Source organism: Desmonostoc muscorum LEGE 12446 (assembly GCF_015207005.2).
In the GTDB taxonomy this organism is placed as follows: domain Bacteria; phylum Cyanobacteriota; class Cyanobacteriia; order Cyanobacteriales; family Nostocaceae; genus Nostoc; species Nostoc muscorum.
In genome coordinates this window covers 459,774-479,948 of record NZ_JADEXS020000001.1, presented here as the reverse complement: position 1 = coordinate 479,948, position 20,175 = coordinate 459,774, and the positions used below count along the sequence as shown (strand labels likewise).

Below are 20,175 nucleotides of genomic sequence, written 5' to 3'. Positions count from 1 at the left end.
ATTCGGTTGCAAACCAACGGTACATGGAACATATGGAACAAGGTTATTCGGATAAGGCATACCGTTGGAATCGGGAAAAATACTCTAGCAGACGGCGTTTTGTGGACATTTGGTCTTTCGTTTTGACCTTATTGTTCAGACTTTGGCTGTACAACAAATCTTGGAGTTATACGGGTGGTGTAACTGAAGCCAAGCAAACTGCAAGACGCAAAACCCAAGCGCTTTGGATTCGCAATACCCTGCTGGACTTAGGCCCAACCTTCATCAAAGTTGGGCAATTGTTTTCTACCCGTGCTGATATATTCCCTGTTGAATATGTAGAAGAACTAGCAAAGTTACAAGACAAAGTACCAGCATTTAGCTATGAACAAGTAGAAGCAATTATTGAACAAGAACTAGGCAAGAAAATTCCTGAACTATTCCAAAATTTTGAACCTATTCCTTTAGCTGCTGCTAGCTTGGGGCAAGTACACAAAGCTGTGCTGCATACTGGAGAAGCAGTTGTAATTAAGGTGCAACGCCCAGGATTAAAGAAGTTATTTGAAATAGATTTACAAATTCTCAAGGGAATTACCCGCTACTTTCAAAATCATCCTAAATGGGGAAAGGGGCGAGATTGGCTCGGTATTTATGAAGAATGTTGTCGCATTCTTTGGGAAGAAATTGATTATCTCAATGAAGGTCGTAACGCTGATACTTTCCGCCGTAACTTTCGCGGCTACGATTGGGTAAAAGTCCCAAAAGTTTACTGGCGTTACACTACCTCCCGTGTGCTGACCTTAGAATATGTCCCTGGAATTAAAATTAGCCAATACGAAGCTTTGGAAGCAGCGGGTTTAGATCGAAAAACCATTGCTCGTCAAGGCGCTCAAGCCTATTTGCTACAGTTACTCAATAGTGGCTTTTTCCACGCTGACCCCCACCCAGGCAATATTGCCATCAGTCCTGATGGTGCTTTGATATTCTACGATTTCGGAATGATGGGACGAATTAAGTCCAACATTCGTGAAGGATTGATGGAAACGCTATTTGGCATTGCCCAAAAAGACGGCGATCGCGTTGTCCAGTCCCTCATCGATTTAGGTGCGATCGCCCCAGTCGATGATATGGGCCCAGTGCGGCGTTCCGTCCAGTACATGCTGGACAATTTCATGGATAAGCCCTTTGAAAACCAATCAGTAGCGTCAATTAGTGATGATCTTTACGAAATAGCTTATAATCAACCATTTAGATTTCCAGCAACTTTCACTTTTGTGATGCGAGCTTTTTCTACCCTAGAGGGGGTAGGCAAAGGCTTAGATCCAGAGTTTAACTTTATGGAAGTTGCCAAACCCTATGCAATGCAGCTTATGACCGATATGAATGGTTCTGAAGGGAATAGCTTTCTTAACGAATTGAGTCGTCAAGCAGTTCAAGTCAGTAGTACCGCGTTGGGTCTACCACGTAGGTTGGAGGATACCCTAGAAAAGTTAGAACGGGGAGACATGCGCCTGCGCGTTCGGTCTATAGAAACTGAACGTTTGTTGCGACGCCAAAGTAATATTCAGCTCTCAATGAGCTATGCTCTGTTAATTAGTGGTTTCACGCTTTCAGCTACTATTCTAGTAGTTATGAATCGTGTATGGTTGGCACTGTTGCCCACTTTAATCGCAGTAGGGATTTCAGTAATTCTGATCCGACTACTTCTACGTCTCGACCGTTATGACCGTATGTATTAATTGTTGAAAAAATTTATGAAAATTAATTTCACCGGTCTTAGCGATCCGGGACTTATTCGTTCTAATAATCAGGATGCTTACTATATCGACCCAGAGGGACGATTTTTTGTAGTCGCTGATGGGATGGGTGGTCATGCGGGAGGAGAAGAAGCAAGTCGCATTGCCACTAGCGAAATTCAGGCGTATTTGGTGGCAAATTGGGAATCTCCAAAGTCTTCCCAAGAATTGCTAGAGCAAGCTTTGTGGGATGCCAATCAAGCGATTTTGCAGGATCAGCAAAATCATCCCGAACGCGCCGATATGGGTACAACGGTTGTAGCGATAATTTTTCGCTCCCCAGAACCGCCTTGGTGCGCTCATGTTGGGGATTCCCGGCTGTATCGCTTCCGAGAATCACAATTAGAACAAGTAACGGAAGACCACACTTGGGTAGCACGGGCAATCAAAATCGGTGACATCACCCCGGATGAAGCACGGTTACATCCTTTCCGTCATGTATTATCGCGCTGTTTAGGGCGTGAAGACCTGCATCAGATTGATGTGCAACCACTAGATGTAAAAATTGGCGATCGCTTCCTGTTATGTAGCGATGGTCTCACAGAAGAACTTGTCGAGCAAAAGATTGCTAGCTGTCTGCAAGACACTCCTTGGCTGGATAAAGCCGCCATCTCCCTAGTTGAGGCTGCTAAGGAGCAAGGAGGGCACGATAACATTACTGTTGTCATCATCTCACTGGAAGAAAATAATCCCTAGTCATTGGTTATTTGCAAAGGACAAATTACCAATAACTAATGACAGCTGACAAATCAGGTAAATATACCCACCATTTTGTTCAGCCTGAGCATTTTTCCTTTTTACAATTTGATACTAATACTTTTAGCCTCCAAAGTAACCTCAGGAGGCTAAATTTGCATAAATTAGTAAATTGACATCTTGCACGTCATGAGGTAGAGCGATTATAATTCACGCTTATTACCATTTATTCCCCTACCTCCTTCAAGTCCCCACCTTGGAAAGTTTTCTCCATACTGGGGAAGACAGCATCTTAGTTTTTCCTAACCAGGGAAACTATGGAACATTAGGCATAACACCTAATTTTCTGCCAGCAGGAAGGGCTAAACAAGGTAGATATACCTATTTATGACAAAAGGGAGCTTATTTTCTGGAATAAGACTCGGCCGACTTGGGTGGTATATCAGTGGGATTAGGTGCAAGATATCAGAGCGAAAAAAATTCCACACTTAGGATGTGGGCAATCTGTCAAACACTTGTTATCTTTCTTAATACGGAGGAACAAATGAGGGACAGATAGAAGTCCAACTATTATCCCATTTGGACTTCTGTGAACGATATCACCTTTACGCTTTGTTTTTTCGGAGTTAACTTATGAACCAACCAATGAACTTATCCTTAGAACAGCAATTCAGTATATGCTCATTTGCCACTCAGGTGCAGAACATGAGCCATGAGCAAGCCAAAGACTTTTTGGTCAAGCTGTATGAGCAAATGGTAGTGCGGGAAGCAACTTATCAAGAACTTCTTAAGCACCAGTGGGGCTTAGATTCTGGTTCCACTATGGCATAGAGTCGTTCTGATGTCGCAGTGGGCGACCTCCTTCTCTTGCTTGGTTCCAACGAAGGAAAAGAGCTGGGGATGCCGGGGCGTCAACTCCGATAAATAATTTCACAAACCTGTGGCAAAAGTCAAACTCACGAAATTAATCAAGAATGAGTAAAGTCTCCTATGGTAGACTTGCTAGACTCTAAAGTTAATTTGAGATTTTAGCTACAATCCACTGTGTACTTTAGCCCAAGTCTTCAAAGGTTGTCTAGTGTGAGAATCACACCTGCGTAAATTTATCCCAAACAAAGTCATGGACAAAGAAGTATGTACACGCTATTTAAACACCCTAACTTATTGAGTTAGCAATTTCACTATTTATACATATAACTAGAACTTGGAACGTTATATATATTTTGTTTATAAAAATTTACAATTTTTGAGTTAATGCTCTTTTTTCACAGAGAAAACATGTAACATTCATTAATTATTCCTAGTTGGAAAGATCGTATGGAGAGTCTGTATCAATACTTTCGAGTTTTGCTAGGATTTGAGGCTTAATCTTTTCGTACTCGCTTTTGAGTAAATTTTTACTAATTTGCGGATCGGCAGAAGACATCAAAGTATTGCTGATTTTGACCCACTCTTGCAGTCGTTGACGTTGGGCAGAAGCGACGCTGGAAAGCAGGATATGACTACAGCGACTTGGTGTTTCTCGTGCAAAAAACAACAGACGGTAGTAACCTGTTTGGTGTAGCAAGCGGGCAACTTCTTGACCAAGACTGGTTTTGAGATCGAGGTAGTAATGTAACCATTTAGCGCCGTGTTTGCGGTTGTAAATGACGGTAATCCACAACAGCACCGGGTGGGGAACGGAGATGAAAAGAAATTGATTATAGCGGGTACAAACTAAGCGCTTTTGAATTTCCTGTTGGGGTAGCATTACCCACAAGGCTGGTAAAACCTCCCCATTTGTATGTATCGCCTGGGGAAAGACAATATCCGCAATTGGTTTATTTTGAGGCCAGGAAACGCTATTAGCAATTTCATCGTTTGAAGAGGATATCCGTAAATCGGCCTTCGTCTTTTGCTCAACCTCAGCACTAACTGTCAATGTAGCAGGAACTAGCGCATAGGTGTTCTGCCTGATTTTGCGTGTGTGGTCAGGTTGGTCTACGGTTGCTAAAACTTTCAGAATTTCACTAATGCTTTGGGGGCGATCGCGTGCTACTTTGGCTAGACAACTCATCACCAAATTTTCTATTTCTTTTGGTAATTCTAATCCGGGGGAAACTTCAGCAAAAGAACGTGGCTTTTGATAGTGATGTGTTTTATACCATGCTCCAAAAGAGTGAGTTGGTGCCACCAAGGGCATTTTGCCGGTAAGCATCTCAAACATCATTACGCCCAAACTATAAATATCAGAACGATTGTCTAATTCCTTACCCTCCATCTGTTCGGGAGAAGAATAAGCCAGTGTTCCTAAATAAAATTTTGTATGGTCGCCATCTGACTGTAATAACTTAGCAATCCCAAAATCTAAAACCTTGACCAATTCTCCAAAACTCGGATCTTGAATCACCAGCATATTGCTTGGCTTGACATCACGATGGATAATTGGGCAAATTGTGCCCTCAACTGGGATGCCATCATGAGCGCACTGTAAACCCAGGCTGAGTTGACGCGCCATACTGAGAAATCTTGCTAAAGGCAGCCGTTGCTTGCGAATAATATTGTTTAGGCTTTGTCCTTGTAGGTATTCCATAACGTAGAACGGAGTATTATTGTCATCTACGCCATAGTCCATCACTCGGACTATATGGATACTTTTTTGCCCTAGTAAAGCACAAGTTTTCGCTTCTCGCTCAAAGCGGTCTTGCAGTCGCATCTTTTCATTTTGGATTGATAGAGCGAGGAACTTCACAGCAACAGGTACACCACCCAACAAAATATCCTTAGCACGATAAACTCGACCCATTGCTCCAGTACCGATTAACTCTTGGAGTTGGTAGCGTTTGCTGAGTAAGCGACCAATGTTGGGGTCTGACATAGAAAATTTGACTCTAAAAGCAGGTTGTAGGTATTTGGGAGGAAAAGTGCGTTCCAACTCATACAGCAGAATTGGTTAATTGAGAATACAGAATTCAGGAGTAAAATAGCCTTCATTTCCGGCTACCAAACCTAAATTCTCTACTTCACCCGGTTACAAACTGCTGTATCTGAATTGTTGCGCCCAGAAATTACTTTCCAGGCTAGTAGTTAAAGTCCATCAGTGGACTAGCTTTTTTCAGCCTTCTTTGAGAAGACTGAAACTATAACAAATATAGTTTGCAACCAAGACGCTGATTACAACTGGTGCAACATGCTAGATCAAACAAGCAAAAAAGGTAAATGTATAGCGACGTTTTGTACTATTCCTGATTTTAATTATGATGTAGTTTTAGTTTGCCCAATTTTGACTAAATAAATAACTCTCAGATCAGCCAAAAACACTGATTAGGGAAGACCACACTCACCAGAGAATTCGGAATTGAGGAGTCAGAATTCCGAATTATAATAGGCTCTCTTCCTAGCTACCAGACCTAGATAGTGTACTTAATTAACTTGCAATCTGCTGTATGATAGGTGTCGTGCCCCTACAATTTGGGTATTTTTTTCATTGGAAGTCCCTAATACCAAGCATATTTTGGAACACCTCCCCTGTAATACCAGGGCGTACCAAGAGACACCAATCATATGATTATGGCAAGGGACTCGGACGCTCGAATACTCTTCTACCGGAAAAAATAACTAAATTCGCCGTTTCAGCCAATAAAAAATTAAGGTTTACCCCAGAGTAACGAACAGGGATATAAAATTCAGTAAGTATGTATAGTAGCAGATACTTCTTACTTAACCAGTTGTTTAACCTTCTAGCTGATTCTCACTACTAACGGATGTATTATTTATTATTGATATCTGATGGCATTAATTGGTAATTTATCGTTTTTTATGTATGTTATACGACATGTCAAAAACTAATTCGTTACCCATTATATAGTATTGAATTCGACGTTGGATTATATTGTTGATTCTGAACCAAAAATCATACAAAAAGTATGGATTTTTAAGCATTTCTGTCAATGCTGTTAACCATTTACCTTGCTTGAAAGGCTCTACAACTTGAGAGTAAGCTAAATTTTTTTTATAGACTGCAAGAGTATGAGACAAAGCACGCATTAAAGCTGGATTTTTTTTTACAACTTCTTGTTGCATGAAAGAAGTAGTAGCTTTACAGCTTTGATCTAAACGTGTCAATCGGCTTTGATGTACAAGGGAGCCAGGGCGTGAGCGGTAAAAATAATAGGGTTTTGGTACAAGGAAAAAGCGAGCGCCCTTGATTAAGCATTTCAGATCAAGCCAAAAATCTTCAGCTATGCTTAGGGTTTCATCGTACTCAATGGCGTGTTGAAGCAGAAATTCTCGTTTGAATAGAGGCTTGCTCAAACCAAGATGTAGTCCTGGTTGTCCATAGACATCAGTTTTAACAAAATAAACAACATCAATTTGGACAATTTTATCTATATCTTCTCCACTTTCTTGAATCAATGTACTCCAAGGAGATGTCGCACCATCTTTAATGAAATAAAGATCGTCAGCAATCATGTCTGCATTTGTTTCATTTGCTAGTGAAACAAGCTTGGACAATCTTTCGGGAGCAAACCAATCATCTGAATCAAGTACAGCAATCCATTCGCCTTGGGCTGCTCTGAGGGCGCGATTACGCGCAGCACCAGCCCCAAGGTTTTTTTGATTAACTATTACTTTGAGACGTTGATCGGTAAAACTTTTAGCAACTTCTACAGTTTTATCACTTGAGCCATCATCCACGAGGATCACTTCAATATCATTGAGGGTTTGCTCTAAGACTGACGTTATTGCTTTTTGAATATAAGCTTCGGTATTGTAAGCAGGAATAATCACAGATACTTTGGGATTCACGACATTGATCTCCTCACGATACTGTGTTTACATTCTTTAATGTACAACACACTGTAAGTTAATTGAATACATCGCACCCCAACACTCATACCACCCGCTTAATAGAGGGTTGATATGCCGCATGTAGGCAATCTCTTAATTCAGCACTCAGCCATAATTCAGAGATGCGGTTCGCGTAACGTCTCGTTAACACAGCCTCTGATATCAAATCCATTTGTATCAGAATTATTCCTCTTTCCTCTCCCTCTGTACCCTCAGCCTCTGGAGCAGTTTTTTAATTATTTAGATGCTACCGGATTTGATATTAGGGACTTCCAGAAAAGAAATTATCCCAAATTATTTGTACATTTTTCGGGTAGCACAGCTGTGCTACCCTACTATGGAATATTTTTTTCCTTGGAAGTGCCTTACATCTAAACTTCGGTAATTCAATATCCATTATTGTTCATTGACGTTCTAGGCTAGCTTCCATTGTGTTAGTTAAAAAATGACCAGCCAAGATGCCACTACTGAGGTAATATGTATCTTCCGAAATTCGGTGCAGGGTTTCAAAGCCACTACGACGCTGACGATCGCCCAATACCCAGTAACGCTGCACAATGGTATCTAAACCAATCCAACCCTCGCCTTCAACCTGCCCCAAAATATTATGTTGTAGCAAAAAAGTATACTGACGTTCTCCTTCATGCAGCCGTCCCTTGTATTGTAGAGAAATTTCCGAGCGATCGCTGCCTGGGAATATCAGCTTCGTGGCCATCGTAAACCAGTTATCTCGATTCCAAGCTACCAAGGTCATACCCTTGACACTAATTGGCATACCATTACGTTCCAGCCAATTTCCTTGTATTGTCCAGCGTCCTGATTCTAATAAAAAAGTATGAGCCACCTTCTATATTTCCTGTCTTGATCGACTGCCGCCAAGACTACAGTTATAACAGTGCTGAGTTCTGTTAGCGGTAGCGGGGCGTTGAGCCAGTGCTGAGTTAGCAGTAGAGACAAGGGTTAAAAGTTTTCCCCTGCTCCCTCATCCCGCTTACCTCCCCCACTCCCTATTCAGCACTAATTACTAACCTTGGTGAATTTCTCCTAAAAGAACTTCACCGGGTGCCCCAGTGGCAGTAGGTAGGTTACCGGGAATACCCAAATGTCGCCAGTAGGCTAAAACTCCAAAGGCGATCGCTTCTTTAAAATCTGCACTCAAGCCGACTTCATCTGTAGTCAAGACTGGTATTGATGCTAATAATAACTGTAATCTCTGCTTCAAATAAAGATTACGACTACCGCCGCCGCATAACAGTACCCCCTGTGGCATTTCTGGTAAAAAAGTTTGGTAACTATGAGTAATTGAAGCAGCTGTAAGTTCCGTGAGAGTTGCCAATATGTCAGCAGAATTGAGTTGGTATACTTGGGCATCTTTTAAACACTGTTCCAGGTATGTCACACCGAATAACTCTCGACCAGTGGATTTAGGCGGTGGCAAATGAAAGTAGTCTTGCCTGAGCCATTGGTCTACCAATGGATAGCAAGGAGTACCACTCGCTGCCCAACTACCATTTTCATCGTAAGTTTTAGCACCAGCGCTTAAATGCTGCACTGCCAGATCCAACAGACTGTTTCCTGGGCCAGTATCCCAAGCACGAATTTTTGACAGCCAGTCGCCATGCCGAGGCGGAATATAAGCAACATTACCAATACCACCAATGTTTTGAATACAACGTCCTTCCTGGGGATGGCTGAGTAAATAGGCATCGACTCTAGGAACCAGAGGCGCACCATGACCACCAATGGCGATATCAGCAGCCCGGAAGTTACTCACAGTTGTAATGCCTGTCAGATGAGCAATTAAGGCACCGCGCCCTAGTTGGAGACTGTAGCCCAGTGGGGAGTAGGGAGTATTTTTCTTTCCTATTCCCCATTCCCCATTCCCCATTCCCGATTTCCCAACTGGTCGATGATAAACTGTCTGACCGTGGGAGCCAATTAAATTAGCCGCCTGGTGACCATTTTGAATATTTTGGGCAGCTTGGGCAAAGGCAAAGGCGATCGCATCATCTATTTCTGCCAATTCTGCCATCGATATGGCAACGCCTGCACAAAGTTCTAATATTCTTTCTCTGAGTTGAACCGGATAGGGGTATGTTTCCCCAGCTAGCAACTCAATTTTCAGATCCAATTCTTTACCAGAAATCTCTACTAAGGCAGCGTCTATGCCATCTACAGATGTGCCACTAATTAAACCGATAACGCGAGTAGGGAAACCAATTTCTTCAGTCGGATGCATTGACAGAGAATCTTTTTTGATTACAAGAGGTAGTTTAGTCATGTTACTACCCATCTGCAAAAAAAACTCAGTACATCTCACCATTTTATTTATCAGGAAACAGGGTTATCAAACACTATCCCTCATCTTTATTAGTCCTTAATAAACACAACATCCGAAAATACAAATTCTTAAAATACAAATTCTTAATGTGTATACTCTAACTTTACATTTTTTATCTTCAGATAAAGAACAGTTAGGCTACATACTATTTTCGGAAAGTACAACTACTTAATAAGCTTCTTTTTTCGATCAAATTATTTACCAACTATATGGATTTTTGGGGAAATATAAATCCAGATTTTCGTCCTGTTACTTCTTCTGTAAGACATTACATAATCAACCCAAGTTGCATAATAAATTTCCCTAAATCATAAAATTACAGGCTCCTCAAATTATGTTTATCAAAAAAATTGCTTGCATTACTGTTCTATCCTTATCTGCAATCTCGTCATTGATTTATGCAGGCTCAGCCCAGGCTATTTCCTTCAATGTGACCACAGGGATTGCAGGCCCTAATGGAGAAACTAGCCAAGGTGCTTTTTCTGAGTTTAGTCAGCTTCCGGGTACGACAACTATTAACTTCAATAATGGTCAAGCACCAACTACTGGTTTTGCTAAGTATTCATTTGAAACAGGTCAAAACAGCAGTGTTAGGTCAGATGTATGGGCACCTGCCGGTGCAAATGGAGAAGTCAATAACACTAACTATTTGGCAGTTTTCAGCGGCGATAAAGTCACAATTAACCTTAATAGTTACCTCAATTATTTCGGTATTGACTGGGGAGCTATCAGTTCCGGTAACGTTTTTTCGTTCTACAATGGCGATACTTTGATTAAATCATTTACAACTGAGGATGTTAACCCAGTTGCTCCAATTCATGCGTCACAGCATGGCGGTGAAGGCAATGGCTACCTTCACTTCTACTCAGATAGTAGCAACGATATTTTCAATAAGATTGTCATCACCCAAGCAGGTGGCGGTGGATTTGAAAGCGACAACCATTCTTTCCATGCAGGAACCGAGAGATTTACAGGTTTTGATCCCGAGTCTGTTCCTGAGCCTAGTATTACCTTAGGTATGCTGGCTGTAGGTAGTATGTTTCTACGGAAGCGCAAGAACGAGAAGTTGCAAAGCGTAAAGTAATTTGATTAAAGACACAAATCCTTGCTCAGTCAGATTTTCTCCATACCCTAACCCCAGGCTGCACAAGGATTTCAAAACCTCAGGTTAAAAATCAATATGAAATCTTAGCTAGGACGAGCTTACTCAGGTAAACTCGTCCTCATCTCTTGGTGGATTCTTATACAATATCGTTTAAAACCAAAACATTCACAGAAAACCCAGTTTCTAAAATATCGATATTATAGAAAAGTAGATAAAACTTAAAAAATATTTATCAAATGTTGATTCAATCATCTGGCTTGTCCAAGGTAAAAGATTCAGTCACAGAAAAAATCTTTTTGGGCAATCAACCAAATGCTGAGTTAATTGCAATTCTGGCAGTATACTTTGTCCAAGGAATTTTAGGGCTATCGCGTCTAGCTGTAAGCTTTTTCCTCAAAGATGAATTGCTATTAAGTCCAGTACAGGTATCGGCTCTATTGGGAATTACCTTCCTACCTTGGATGATTAAGCCAGTGTTTGGTTTTATCTCTGATGGCTTACCGATATTTGGCTATCGCAGGCGTCCTTATTTGATTTTATCCGGGATACTCGGAACTGTTTCCTGGGTAAGTATGGCAACAATAGTTCATACTAGCTGGGCAGCTACAGTAGCGATCGCTCTTAGTTCTCTCTCTGTTGCAATGAGTGATGTGATAGTTGACTCACTGGTTGTGGAACGAGCTAGAGGCGAATCACAAGCGAAAGCTGGTTCACTACAATCTCTGTGTTGGGGTGCTTCTGCGATCGGAGGTTTGATAACAGCATACTTTAGCGGTCTGCTCCTGCAATACTTTACTACCTACACTGTCTTTTGGATTACCGCCTCATTTCCTTTGATTGTTTCAGGGGTAGCTTGGTTAATTGCTGAGTCTCCCATTGGCAAAGATGCTAAAGACACTAATCAAACTAACTCTGTAACAATCAAACATCAACTGGGGCAACTACGCCAAGCCCTGAGCCAAAAAACAATTTGGCTACCAACACTATTTATCTTCATCTGGCAAGCTACTCCAAGTGCCGATTCAGCCTTTTTCTACTTCACTACCAACGAACTACACTTTGAACCAGAATTTTTAGGACGGGTGCATTTGGTGACAAGTTTCGCTTCTTTAGCAGGTGTTTGGATTTTTCAACGTTTCCTCAAAAGCATTCCTTTTCGTGTGATTTTTACTTGGAGTGCCGTTCTTTCCTCAATTTTGGGGATGACGATGATGTTGTTAGTAACTCACACTAATCGGCTCTTGGGTATAGATGACCACTGGTTTAGTTTGGGTGATAGTCTTATTCTCTCTGTGATGGGGAAAATTGCCTTTATGCAAGTGATGGTGCTAGCAGCAAGGCTGTGTCCTTCTGGAGTAGAAGCAACATTATTTGCCTTGTTAATGTCAGTGTTCAATTTAGGAGGAAGCGTTTCCCATGCATTTGGGGCATTAATTACCCATTGGCTGGGAATTACAGCAACGAACTTTGATTTGCTTTGGCTGTTGGTGCTAATTACTAACCTCAGTACGCTGTTACCTCTACCATTTGTCAGCTGGTTACCTAATGCTGAAGATAAAATTCAGACATCAAAGGATGAGCAACAAGCATTTTTGCCGGATTTAATACCTGATTTAGTAGTCAGAGAACCAGAGTCAGGAGTAGTTGAGTAATCTAGAACAGGAAGCTGAAAAAGCAGAACCTTTGGCAGCAAAATTGCGGGAGTTAAATATCGACCGAGATCAAATTTAGACTACTGCGATCGCTATTAATATCAACAAATTTGACACTCCTCAGCCTAAAGGCGTGAGGATTCTTGGTTCAACGAGTCCACTTAACTAACTTTTTAGGTACTTGTTTCAAAGTCGCCGTCGGTGCTAGGGAGACTTTAAAAACGCCTGTGGAGAACTTGTAAGACCCGGAGTAATTCAGGCAGAGATCGTTGAAGCAGGAATCGCGTGGCTTCTAGTCATACGAGGTTCAAAAATTCTTTTCTGGTAAAAAGCCCCGAGTAAGTTTTCGAGTTGAGGGCGAGTTTTTTCACGCAATCAAATAGGAATTATATAGTATCAACTTATAAATTTATATATACGTGATAATATAATTTTATATTAATGTACTGGTAATTTTACTATTTTATTTATACACGAAAAAGCGCTCGAGAGTTTTGCTCACCCAAGCGCTTCCCCGTATAACTTTGTACCAACTCACTAGTTTGATGCAACATTTGTAATCTGCAATACCCCCTTAGGAAGGAGGATTGCGGGGATAACTTGTGACAAACATGTGGTGAAATGGTATCACTCCTTGCACTAACTAAGAATATCTCTTGTGCGTTCAAACCAAGGTTCTGGTGAGTGACACTTTATCAACTGACACTAGTTAAAAACGACTCACTGTGAAGAGTAGCTGAAAATACCAAGCAATCATGTAGCAAATTTATAAATATACTATAAAAACTGATAATTTATTGGCCATCGCCTCAGCTAGAGTGCAAATAAAATACTTCAACTTCTGCGGCAAATGTACTGTAAAAGATCAGTAGGGAATGATCGAGGATTAGGGACTGGGGACTGGGGACTGGGGACTGGGGACTGGGGACTGGGGACTGGGGACTAGGAAATAATTCTTTTAACTACTAATACGCAGCACCCAGTATCCAGTACCCAACCAATCCCGATAATTTTTGAATACTGAATCGACGTTCTAGGTATGTGGTAAGATTATTTCCCTAGAACAGAGGTATTATCTAAGTTGAAGTCTCATGTAAATAAATTGCAAAGGTCAAGCTGACCGTTGATTAACTCCCGCGATACTTTGACTATAAACTTGAAAAATACACAATAAGACTGGTGACAAACTGAGTGTGATTTGTAGAGAAATATCTAGAATTTGCTACCAGACTTAACCAACTTCCGAAAATTTTGACTCTTATTTGACTTTAGGATAGACACATGAACGATAAGCTGATGCTGATGATTCCTGGTCCAACCCCAGTGCCAGAAGCTGCCTTACTGGCATTGGCCAAGCATCCGATTGGACACCGGACTAGTGAATTTAGCAACATCTTGGGAGAAGTGACGGAAAACCTCAAGTGGCTGCACCAAACTCAAAGTGATGTGCTGATGCTGAATGTCAGTGGTACGGGTGCTGTAGAAGCTGGCATAATTAATTTTCTCTCTCCAGGCGATCGCATTTTAGTTGGTTCTAACGGCAAATTTGGCGAACGTTGGGTAGAAATCGGTCAAGCCTACGGTTTGAATGTAGAAGAAGTTAAGGTTGAATGGGGAAAACCTTTAGATCCAGAAGTATTTGCCCAAAAACTCCAAGCAGATACCCAAAAGGAAATCAAGGCTGTCATCATCACCCACAGCGAAACCTCGACGGGTGTGCTAAATGACCTAGAAAGCATCAACCGCCATGTCAAAGAACACGGTGAAGCTTTAATTATCGTTGATGCTGTGACTAGCTTGGGTGCGTTCAATTTACCCGTGGATGCTTGGGGCTTGGATGTAGTCGCCTCTGGTTCCCAGAAAGGTTATATGATCCCACCAGGATTGGGTTTTGTCTCTGTTAGCCCTAAAGCTTGGGAAGCTTACAAAACCGCAAAATTACCGAAATATTATTTGGATTTAGGCAAATATCGGAAATCGGCAGCCAAAAATACAACTCCATTTACTCCTCCTGTGAACATGATCGTAGCGCTGCACACCACGTTGCGAATCATGAAAGAAGAAGGCTTAGAGTCAATATTTGCTCGACACCAACGGCTGAAAAATGCTACCCGCGCTGCCATTAAAGGATTGAACTTACCCCTGTTTGCAGCAGACAGTCACGCTAGTCCAGCGATTACATCTGTAGCGCCACAGGGAATTGAATCGGATAAGATTCGGTCATTGATGAAAAAGCGCTTTGATATTGCTTTAGCAGGCGGTCAAGACCATCTGAGCAATAAAATTTTCCGCATAGGTCACTTGGGTTTTGTGAGCGATCGCGATATCCTCAGCTGCATAGCATCCTTAGAAGTTACCTTAAGAGAACTTGGCTATGAAGACTTCGCCCCTGGAGGTGGTGTGGCAGCAGCAGCTAAAGTGTTTACAGAATAGTCATTAGTTATTAGTCATTGGTTATTGTTAACTAACAAAGGACAAATGACGAAGGACAAAGGACAAATCAAAAGAGCGAGTTGAATTATCAACTCGCTCTTTTGATTTGTATGTAAATGAGTAAAAACCGCTAGAGACAATTTCCCCATATATCAACCTTTGGATAAGTTAGAGTGGATATGATATGCCTCAATTCTTTTGAATGAGCTACTCATCAACTACCCTCACTTTAATTTATATCCAGTTAATAACCAACAAGCTAGCACGATCGCCTTTCCTCCTTTTGAATTTTAAATTCCCTAATTATGCCGTCTCTAGCCAATCATAAATTTGCTCTAACTGCTCTAGAGTAATCAAGCCATACTGCCAAAGAATCATTGGCAAAGGACCTGGATCTTGCTCCCGATGACGAAGCGCCACCGCTAGTGAAGCTGTGGAAATTGCCAAATCTTCTTGCAAAAAATTAATAAGTCGAGAATATTTTGATGGTGACATTTGTATTTCACCTCCTGGTGCAGAGTGTATTGTCATATATCAGTTCACCATTACTTGCTAGCTAGTAGCCAATATTTCATGTGTCACTGTACCGTTATCAACCATACAGCTAGACCCAGTTTTCTTGGTCTACCTAAAAACAGGCTTCTCATAGAGGGTCTAGGAAATAAAAATTTTTCTACGAATCATCTGCTCGAATTTCAAGCAGTATTATTACCTATTTAAATTGACTCCATCTTATTTACTTCTGTGCTTTAGTTTATTACACATGTAGTAACAAAGATTCCATAGCCTATACTCACCTATGGGCGACTATTTACACTTACGCCTAAGGGAATATTTTTGCGACCAAACCTTAAAACTGCGATTTCAGCTTGAAGACCGTAGGACTTTACATTATTACCACAGTTTTTAAATAGTAGCCTCATAACTGACTGTTTTACCACATAAAGTGACATTTTTTACAAAAAAAACATAGATTTTGATAACTTTAGCTCTAAAGAAAGCACCAGAGTCTCAAAACTCAATTTTGATAGTATCGCCGACTTTTAAATTTAACTCGGCAGCTCGTCCAGACCGAAGTTCAATCACCTTGTCAATTAGTGTACTTGGACCATAGGTGGGACAAGGCTCATTAGCACAAGGGGGCGCACCAGCTTGAATATATTTAACTACACCATTTTGTAGAAATACCATATCCAAAGCCACAGGTACATTCTTCATCCAAAAACTGACTGGTTGCGCTGAAGGGAACCCAAACAACATTCCTTGGTCATCTGGCAAAGCTGGTCGATACATCAACCCCATTGCTTGCTGTTGTGGCGTCTTTGCCACTTCTAGCTGAATCGTTGTGCCATTGGGAACAATGGCTTTAGCAGAAATTGGTAGTTTTTGACCTAAATTTTCTGGTGCTGGAGTTTCAGAAGCAGATGTGGGGGACGAAGGTATAGCTGTTGTTGGCATAGAACAACCCATCAGCAAAATACCTAGCAATATCGAGAGCAAGCTTAGCCAACGAGTCATATAGTTTTTTGATTCTGTAATTTAGATTTCAATTTTACAGAATTTACACGATTTTGGATTTTAGATTTTAGATTTTGGATTAGGAATTGCTTTAGTGCATTTGACTTCACGGCGGTACTAGGATTCTCTCAAAACGTACCCGACGCCGCGCACTGTTTGTATGAGGCGCTTTTGTCCTTCATCTTCGATTTTCAGGCGTAAGTAGCGAATGTATACTTCAATTACATTCGATTCACCCAGAAAGTCGTAACCCCAAACATTTTCTAGAATTTGTTCGCGGGTTAACACCTCACGGGGATGTTCCATTAAGAATTTTAATAGTTCAAATTCCTTCATTGTCAAGTCAATTGCCCGTCCGTTGTGTATTGCACGGCGAGTTGCTATGTCTAAAATTAGATCCCCAAAGCGTAATTGCTCCGTGGTATCCACATCGGGTTTTAAGTAGAGGCGAATTAACTTCAAAAAGTCTTCTGAGCGGTAAGGCTTGAGGATGTAGTCATCAGCTCCAGCTTCTAGACAAGCTACGCGATCGTCAACTGTATCCCTTGCCATTAAAATCAACACAGGCGATCGCATACCAGTGCTTCTCAGATTTTTGCACAATGAGAGTCCTGATTCTCCTGCGAGCATCCGGTCTAAAACAATTAAAGCAGGCTGGCGATCGCGGCAGTGTTGCAACCCACTAGTCGCATCATGAGCCAAAATTGATTCATAGCCGGCTTCTTGCAAATCGCAAGCAAGCTGATTTGCTAAGTTATCATCGGTCTCAATCACCAAAACACAGGGACTTTGAGCAACAGTCATAACAATTTGGGATATTGGATTTGGAATTGTAAAGACGTTCTCAAAAAAGTCTTTACATCAGTTAAAAGTGCAATTACGAGTTTGTAGTGATGGAAAAATCCTGATTTGACGCATTACTTAAAGATGTTTTAGCACGTTCGTCAGAATTCAGGAGTCAGGATAACTGATGATAAATGAATATACCAATCATACTAAACTCGTTAGAAATTCTGACTTGTGAACCGCAGTTGCTCTTTATGCGAACCAAAAACACCCCACTGCCTCTTCCTGGGTGTTGAATTTTGACACACGTTCAGGTATGAACCATCTAATTCTCAAATGCAATCTTAATAACTAACTCCAAATACCATTCCTACACAAGTAATTCTGGAAGGAAATCACCAAATTAGGCATTAGGTATGGGGCATGGGGCAGAGGATAATAATTAATAACCAATGCCCAATTCCCAATAACTACGGTAATTCTACGGAAGTTGGTTTGGCGATATGTGGCAAACCCCAACCTAATTTTTCTCGCAAAATTCGGAAAAACTCTGGCGGTTGCAGGCGAATAAATCGGACAGTATATTGCGATCGCTCTATATATACTCTATCCTCTGGTAGTACATAACACCCCCCATTCCCGTCCACCACCATCACCAGCCGAGGAATATTGACTGGGTAGATGTTGACCGATTCTGTGTCTGGAAAAACCAATGCTCTAGAAGCTAGGGAATGTGGGCAAATGGGCACTAGCTGTAGAGCAGGTACGCCAGGAGTCACCACTGGGCCGCCAGCACTTAATGAATAAGCTGTGGAACCAGTCGGTGTAGAAACAATCACACCATCGGCTGCAATATCCACTGGCGCATGACGCCCTATGGCAATTTCAAAATGGCACATAGAGGTCAAAGGTTCCCGATGCAGCACCATTTCATTTAAGCAGAGAGCTTCCCACAATACTGAATCCCCCCGAAACACTTTGACGGTGAGCATGGCTCGTTCTTCAATTTCATACTCACCCGCCATCGCCTGCTCTATTGCTTGGGGCAATTGATTGAGGAAAGTTTCCGTCAAAAATCCCATATGGCCGGTATTCACTGTTAACAGTGGGATACCACAGGGTGCTACCTGACGAGATGCTGCTAAAACAGTGCCATCTCCTCCTAACACCACTGCAAATTTCATATCTGAGTCAAAACCAGGCGGTGTCAGGCCGTCTAAGGGGGTATGGCACACAGGACTCTCAGGGTTAGAGTAGCCCAATATGCCACCGATACTCGATGTTACACAAACATGCCAACCGGCAGCGGTTAGCTTGTCTTTTAACTCGATAGCGACACGACCCGCTATCGGTTTTACGTCATTGTAGATAATGCCTGCTTTCGGCACACTCAAATATCCAAGTTTAGGCAATGCTCTGTATTATGTAATCGTTACACATTTTTGACCATGTAGTCATTAATTTAGCTAAATCCGGCAGAAGGTTGGGCTGTACCGCAAGTGGTCAGCACTGGGTAGTTCACAGTCAAATGCCTGGATTTGGCAGTCTAATGGCTATTGGCTATTGGCTTTTGAAGATTGTTTAAAAGGAGTTTTTTTAGATTTCTGTTTTTTGTTTTTATTTTTTTCGTAGTCTAACTCTTTAAGCTTCTTCATAATTCGGCTGAAGTACTCTTGTAGATAGCTTTCTAGAGTTGTGGTTTGTTCTCGATCTAAGCCAAACACTGTGTAAACTTCATCCATTGAAGCATTTAACTGTTTACCACTAGCCAATACTTCTGTAAACGCCAGTCTGTCGGCGATGTTCCATCCCCACTGGAAGAAGCGCATTAAGCCCCGCACAGCACGGAGTAAGTTTATTGGCATTCGTGTGACTCTGGCTTCTTTTCCAGATAAGCGTTCGCACAGGTTAATGATTTCTTCTGCACTCCATGCACGAGTACCTACTACGGGAAAAGCTTGGTTTTCTGTTTCTGGTACACTCAAGGCGCGGATAGCAAATTTAGCGATGTCCTGGGTGTCCATGTAGGCGATGGGAGAAGATTGACCAGTTACCCAAACTGGCTGTGCTTCCAAAATGGGAATCCCGTATTGACCGATTAACCCTTGCATAAAACCAGCTAACCGCAAGATGGTGTAATTCAAGCCAGATTCAATCAAGAAGAGTTCTGTACACCGCTTAATTTCCATCAGCGGCACTTCTGGGTATTTATCGGCATCTAAAATCGAGAAGAAGATAAAACGCTCTACACCTGCTGCTTTTGCGGCTTGAATTAATGCTACTTTTCCGTCCCAGTCCACTTGTTTGATACTTTGTGAATCTGTAGCGCGAGATGTTGAGGCATCAATGACTTGGGTTACCCCTTCTAATGCTTCTGCTAAGGTGTCCGGGTAACGCAAACTTCCCGATACAAGCTCCGCACCCCATTCTTTAAGAAAAGCTGCTTTTTTAGTGCTGCGGACAAGACAGCGTACTTTATATCCCTCATCGATAGCACGACGAGCCACTTGTCTTCCTAAGGTGCCAGTGGCACCGACGATTAATAATGTCATGAGGGTTGTAATATATCTTAATGTTTTATGAAAAGAATCTTATCAGAATAACCTAATGCAAACAAAAGTTTACATCTTTTTCAGAAAATCAATTGAATTCGAGAAGCTCATGAAAAAGTTGCCGTCCGGTTAGCGGACAAGCTTTTTTCTGAGTTAGCTGTGAAAAAGGGAGTGGGGAGTGGGGAGTGGGGAGTAGGGGAGATGATAGTAATTCCTAACTCCTAGTAGACGCGATTAATCGCGTCTCTACTTCTATTCTTCTCCGCCTTGAATTTTCAGTAATAATGCGCCTAAGCCCCAGCCGACGAAGATTAAACTGAAGGACAATAGAGCTGCATTCAAAATTTCGGCGCCCATTGGTGTGATTCTCCTTATGCAAATTAGTTTGTTGAAACTAGGTCTGCCAGAAGCTATTCAATAGTTGCTGTGGCATTAGACCTGTGTAAATAATTCTAAACTAGTTTAGCAGGTAATCCCTACTGGTTTT

The 20,175-nt window shown here is 41.7% G+C and carries 16 protein-coding genes; 6 read left to right on the top strand and 10 right to left on the bottom strand.

The genetic code is table 11. The annotated features are described in order from the left end of the window. The first annotated feature begins 32 nt into the window (after window positions 1–32). The 3 genes from IQ276_RS02050 to IQ276_RS02040 all read left to right on the top strand — a co-directional run bounded on the left by IQ276_RS02050 (window position 33) and on the right by IQ276_RS02040 (window position 3,302). Complete coding sequence (locus tag IQ276_RS02050; RefSeq protein WP_193914121.1) at window positions 33–1,718, top strand: ABC1 kinase family protein; 1,686 nt, start codon at window positions 33–35, stop codon at window positions 1,716–1,718. 15 nt (window positions 1,719–1,733) lie between these two features. Beyond that, entirely contained in the window at window positions 1,734–2,471 is a 738-nt protein-coding gene (locus tag IQ276_RS02045; RefSeq protein ID WP_190876587.1) for a Stp1/IreP family PP2C-type Ser/Thr phosphatase, read from the top strand. A gap of 633 nt (window positions 2,472–3,104) precedes the next feature. Beyond that, a complete protein-coding gene (locus tag IQ276_RS02040; protein ID WP_190876588.1) occupies window positions 3,105–3,302 on the top strand; it encodes an NblA/ycf18 family protein in 198 nt (65 codons plus the stop codon). Between the two features lie 469 nt (window positions 3,303–3,771). Here the strand turns inward: IQ276_RS02040 and IQ276_RS02035 are convergent, their stop codons facing one another. The 4 genes from IQ276_RS02035 to IQ276_RS02020 all read right to left on the bottom strand — a co-directional run bounded on the left by IQ276_RS02035 (window position 3,772) and on the right by IQ276_RS02020 (window position 9,540). Beyond that, window positions 3,772–5,328 carry a serine/threonine protein kinase gene (locus IQ276_RS02035; protein WP_193914103.1) on the bottom strand — a complete coding sequence of 519 codons (1,557 nt, stop codon included), beginning with the start codon at window positions 5,326–5,328 and terminating at the stop codon, window positions 3,772–3,774. A gap of 929 nt (window positions 5,329–6,257) precedes the next feature. Beyond that, window positions 6,258–7,241, bottom strand: coding sequence for a glycosyltransferase family 2 protein (locus IQ276_RS02030; protein WP_235115358.1), 984 nt, complete (start codon window positions 7,239–7,241; stop codon window positions 6,258–6,260). Window positions 7,242–7,704: 463 nt separating this feature from the next. Then, entirely contained in the window at window positions 7,705–8,145 is a 441-nt protein-coding gene (locus IQ276_RS02025) for a hypothetical protein (RefSeq protein ID WP_190876591.1), read from the bottom strand. A 180-nt stretch (window positions 8,146–8,325) separates the two neighbouring features. Beyond that, window positions 8,326–9,540, bottom strand: coding sequence for an anhydro-N-acetylmuramic acid kinase (locus IQ276_RS02020; protein WP_193914119.1), 1,215 nt, complete (start codon window positions 9,538–9,540; stop codon window positions 8,326–8,328). Between the two features lie 436 nt (window positions 9,541–9,976). On the opposite strand from IQ276_RS02020, the gene IQ276_RS02015 reads away from it, so the two are divergent. The 3 genes from IQ276_RS02015 (at window position 9,977) to IQ276_RS02005 (ending at window position 14,832) form a co-directional block, all read left to right on the top strand. Next, window positions 9,977–10,726, top strand: coding sequence for an Npun_F0296 family exosortase-dependent surface protein (locus IQ276_RS02015; protein ID WP_193914101.1), 750 nt, complete (start codon window positions 9,977–9,979; stop codon window positions 10,724–10,726). A 257-nt stretch (window positions 10,727–10,983) separates the two neighbouring features. Continuing rightward, a complete protein-coding gene (locus tag IQ276_RS02010; protein ID WP_193914099.1) occupies window positions 10,984–12,399 on the top strand; it encodes a folate/biopterin family MFS transporter in 1,416 nt (471 codons plus the stop codon). Window positions 12,400–13,680: 1,281 nt separating this feature from the next. After that, window positions 13,681–14,832 carry a pyridoxal-phosphate-dependent aminotransferase family protein gene (locus IQ276_RS02005; RefSeq protein ID WP_193921292.1) on the top strand — a complete coding sequence of 384 codons (1,152 nt, stop codon included), beginning with the start codon at window positions 13,681–13,683 and terminating at the stop codon, window positions 14,830–14,832. Window positions 14,833–15,135: 303 nt separating this feature from the next. Here IQ276_RS02005 and IQ276_RS02000 read toward each other — a convergent pair whose 3' ends face one another. From IQ276_RS02000 to petM, 6 genes are all read right to left on the bottom strand, one after another. After that, entirely contained in the window at window positions 15,136–15,363 is a 228-nt protein-coding gene (locus IQ276_RS02000; protein ID WP_190876595.1) for a DUF2949 domain-containing protein, read from the bottom strand. A gap of 480 nt (window positions 15,364–15,843) precedes the next feature. Beyond that, complete coding sequence (locus IQ276_RS01995; RefSeq protein WP_193921290.1) at window positions 15,844–16,350, bottom strand: DUF192 domain-containing protein; 507 nt, start codon at window positions 16,348–16,350, stop codon at window positions 15,844–15,846. A 117-nt stretch (window positions 16,351–16,467) separates the two neighbouring features. Continuing rightward, a complete protein-coding gene (nblR, locus tag IQ276_RS01990) occupies window positions 16,468–17,154 on the bottom strand; it encodes a response regulator transcription factor NblR (protein ID WP_193921288.1) in 687 nt (228 codons plus the stop codon). A gap of 452 nt (window positions 17,155–17,606) precedes the next feature. Next, the gene (locus IQ276_RS01985) at window positions 17,607–18,524 is read right to left on the bottom strand and encodes an NAD(+) kinase (RefSeq protein WP_190876623.1); all 918 of its coding nucleotides are present in this window, start codon (window positions 18,522–18,524) and stop codon (window positions 17,607–17,609) included. Window positions 18,525–18,689: 165 nt separating this feature from the next. Further along, window positions 18,690–19,688, bottom strand: coding sequence for an SDR family oxidoreductase (locus IQ276_RS01980; RefSeq protein ID WP_190876598.1), 999 nt, complete (start codon window positions 19,686–19,688; stop codon window positions 18,690–18,692). A gap of 252 nt (window positions 19,689–19,940) precedes the next feature. Further along, window positions 19,941–20,045: a cytochrome b6-f complex subunit PetM gene (petM, locus tag IQ276_RS01975; protein WP_073640663.1), complete on the bottom strand. Its 105-nt coding sequence runs from the start codon at window positions 20,043–20,045 to the stop codon at window positions 19,941–19,943. Between the last annotated feature and the right edge of the window lie 130 nt (window positions 20,046–20,175).

Coding starts and splice junctions, on each gene's coding strand:
- IQ276_RS01995 (WP_193921290.1), bottom strand. CDS start 16,350: ATGACTCGTTGGCTAAGCTTGCTCTCGATATTGCTAGGTATTTTGCTG.
- IQ276_RS02000 (WP_190876595.1), bottom strand. CDS start 15,363: ATGACAATACACTCTGCACCAGGAGGTGAAATACAAATGTCACCATCA.
- IQ276_RS02020 (WP_193914119.1), bottom strand. CDS start 9,540: ATGCATCCGACTGAAGAAATTGGTTTCCCTACTCGCGTTATCGGTTTA.
- IQ276_RS02040 (WP_190876588.1), top strand. CDS start 3,105: ATGAACCAACCAATGAACTTATCCTTAGAACAGCAATTCAGTATATGC.
- petM (WP_073640663.1), bottom strand. CDS start 20,045: ATGGGCGCCGAAATTTTGAATGCAGCTCTATTGTCCTTCAGTTTAATC.
- IQ276_RS02010 (WP_193914099.1), top strand. CDS start 10,984: ATGTTGATTCAATCATCTGGCTTGTCCAAGGTAAAAGATTCAGTCACA.
- IQ276_RS02050 (WP_193914121.1), top strand. CDS start 33: ATGGAACAAGGTTATTCGGATAAGGCATACCGTTGGAATCGGGAAAAA.
- nblR (WP_193921288.1), bottom strand. CDS start 17,154: ATGACTGTTGCTCAAAGTCCCTGTGTTTTGGTGATTGAGACCGATGAT.
- IQ276_RS02005 (WP_193921292.1), top strand. CDS start 13,681: ATGAACGATAAGCTGATGCTGATGATTCCTGGTCCAACCCCAGTGCCA.
- IQ276_RS02015 (WP_193914101.1), top strand. CDS start 9,977: ATGTTTATCAAAAAAATTGCTTGCATTACTGTTCTATCCTTATCTGCA.
- IQ276_RS02045 (WP_190876587.1), top strand. CDS start 1,734: ATGAAAATTAATTTCACCGGTCTTAGCGATCCGGGACTTATTCGTTCT.
- IQ276_RS01980 (WP_190876598.1), bottom strand. CDS start 19,688: ATGACATTATTAATCGTCGGTGCCACTGGCACCTTAGGAAGACAAGTG.
- IQ276_RS02035 (WP_193914103.1), bottom strand. CDS start 5,328: ATGTCAGACCCCAACATTGGTCGCTTACTCAGCAAACGCTACCAACTC.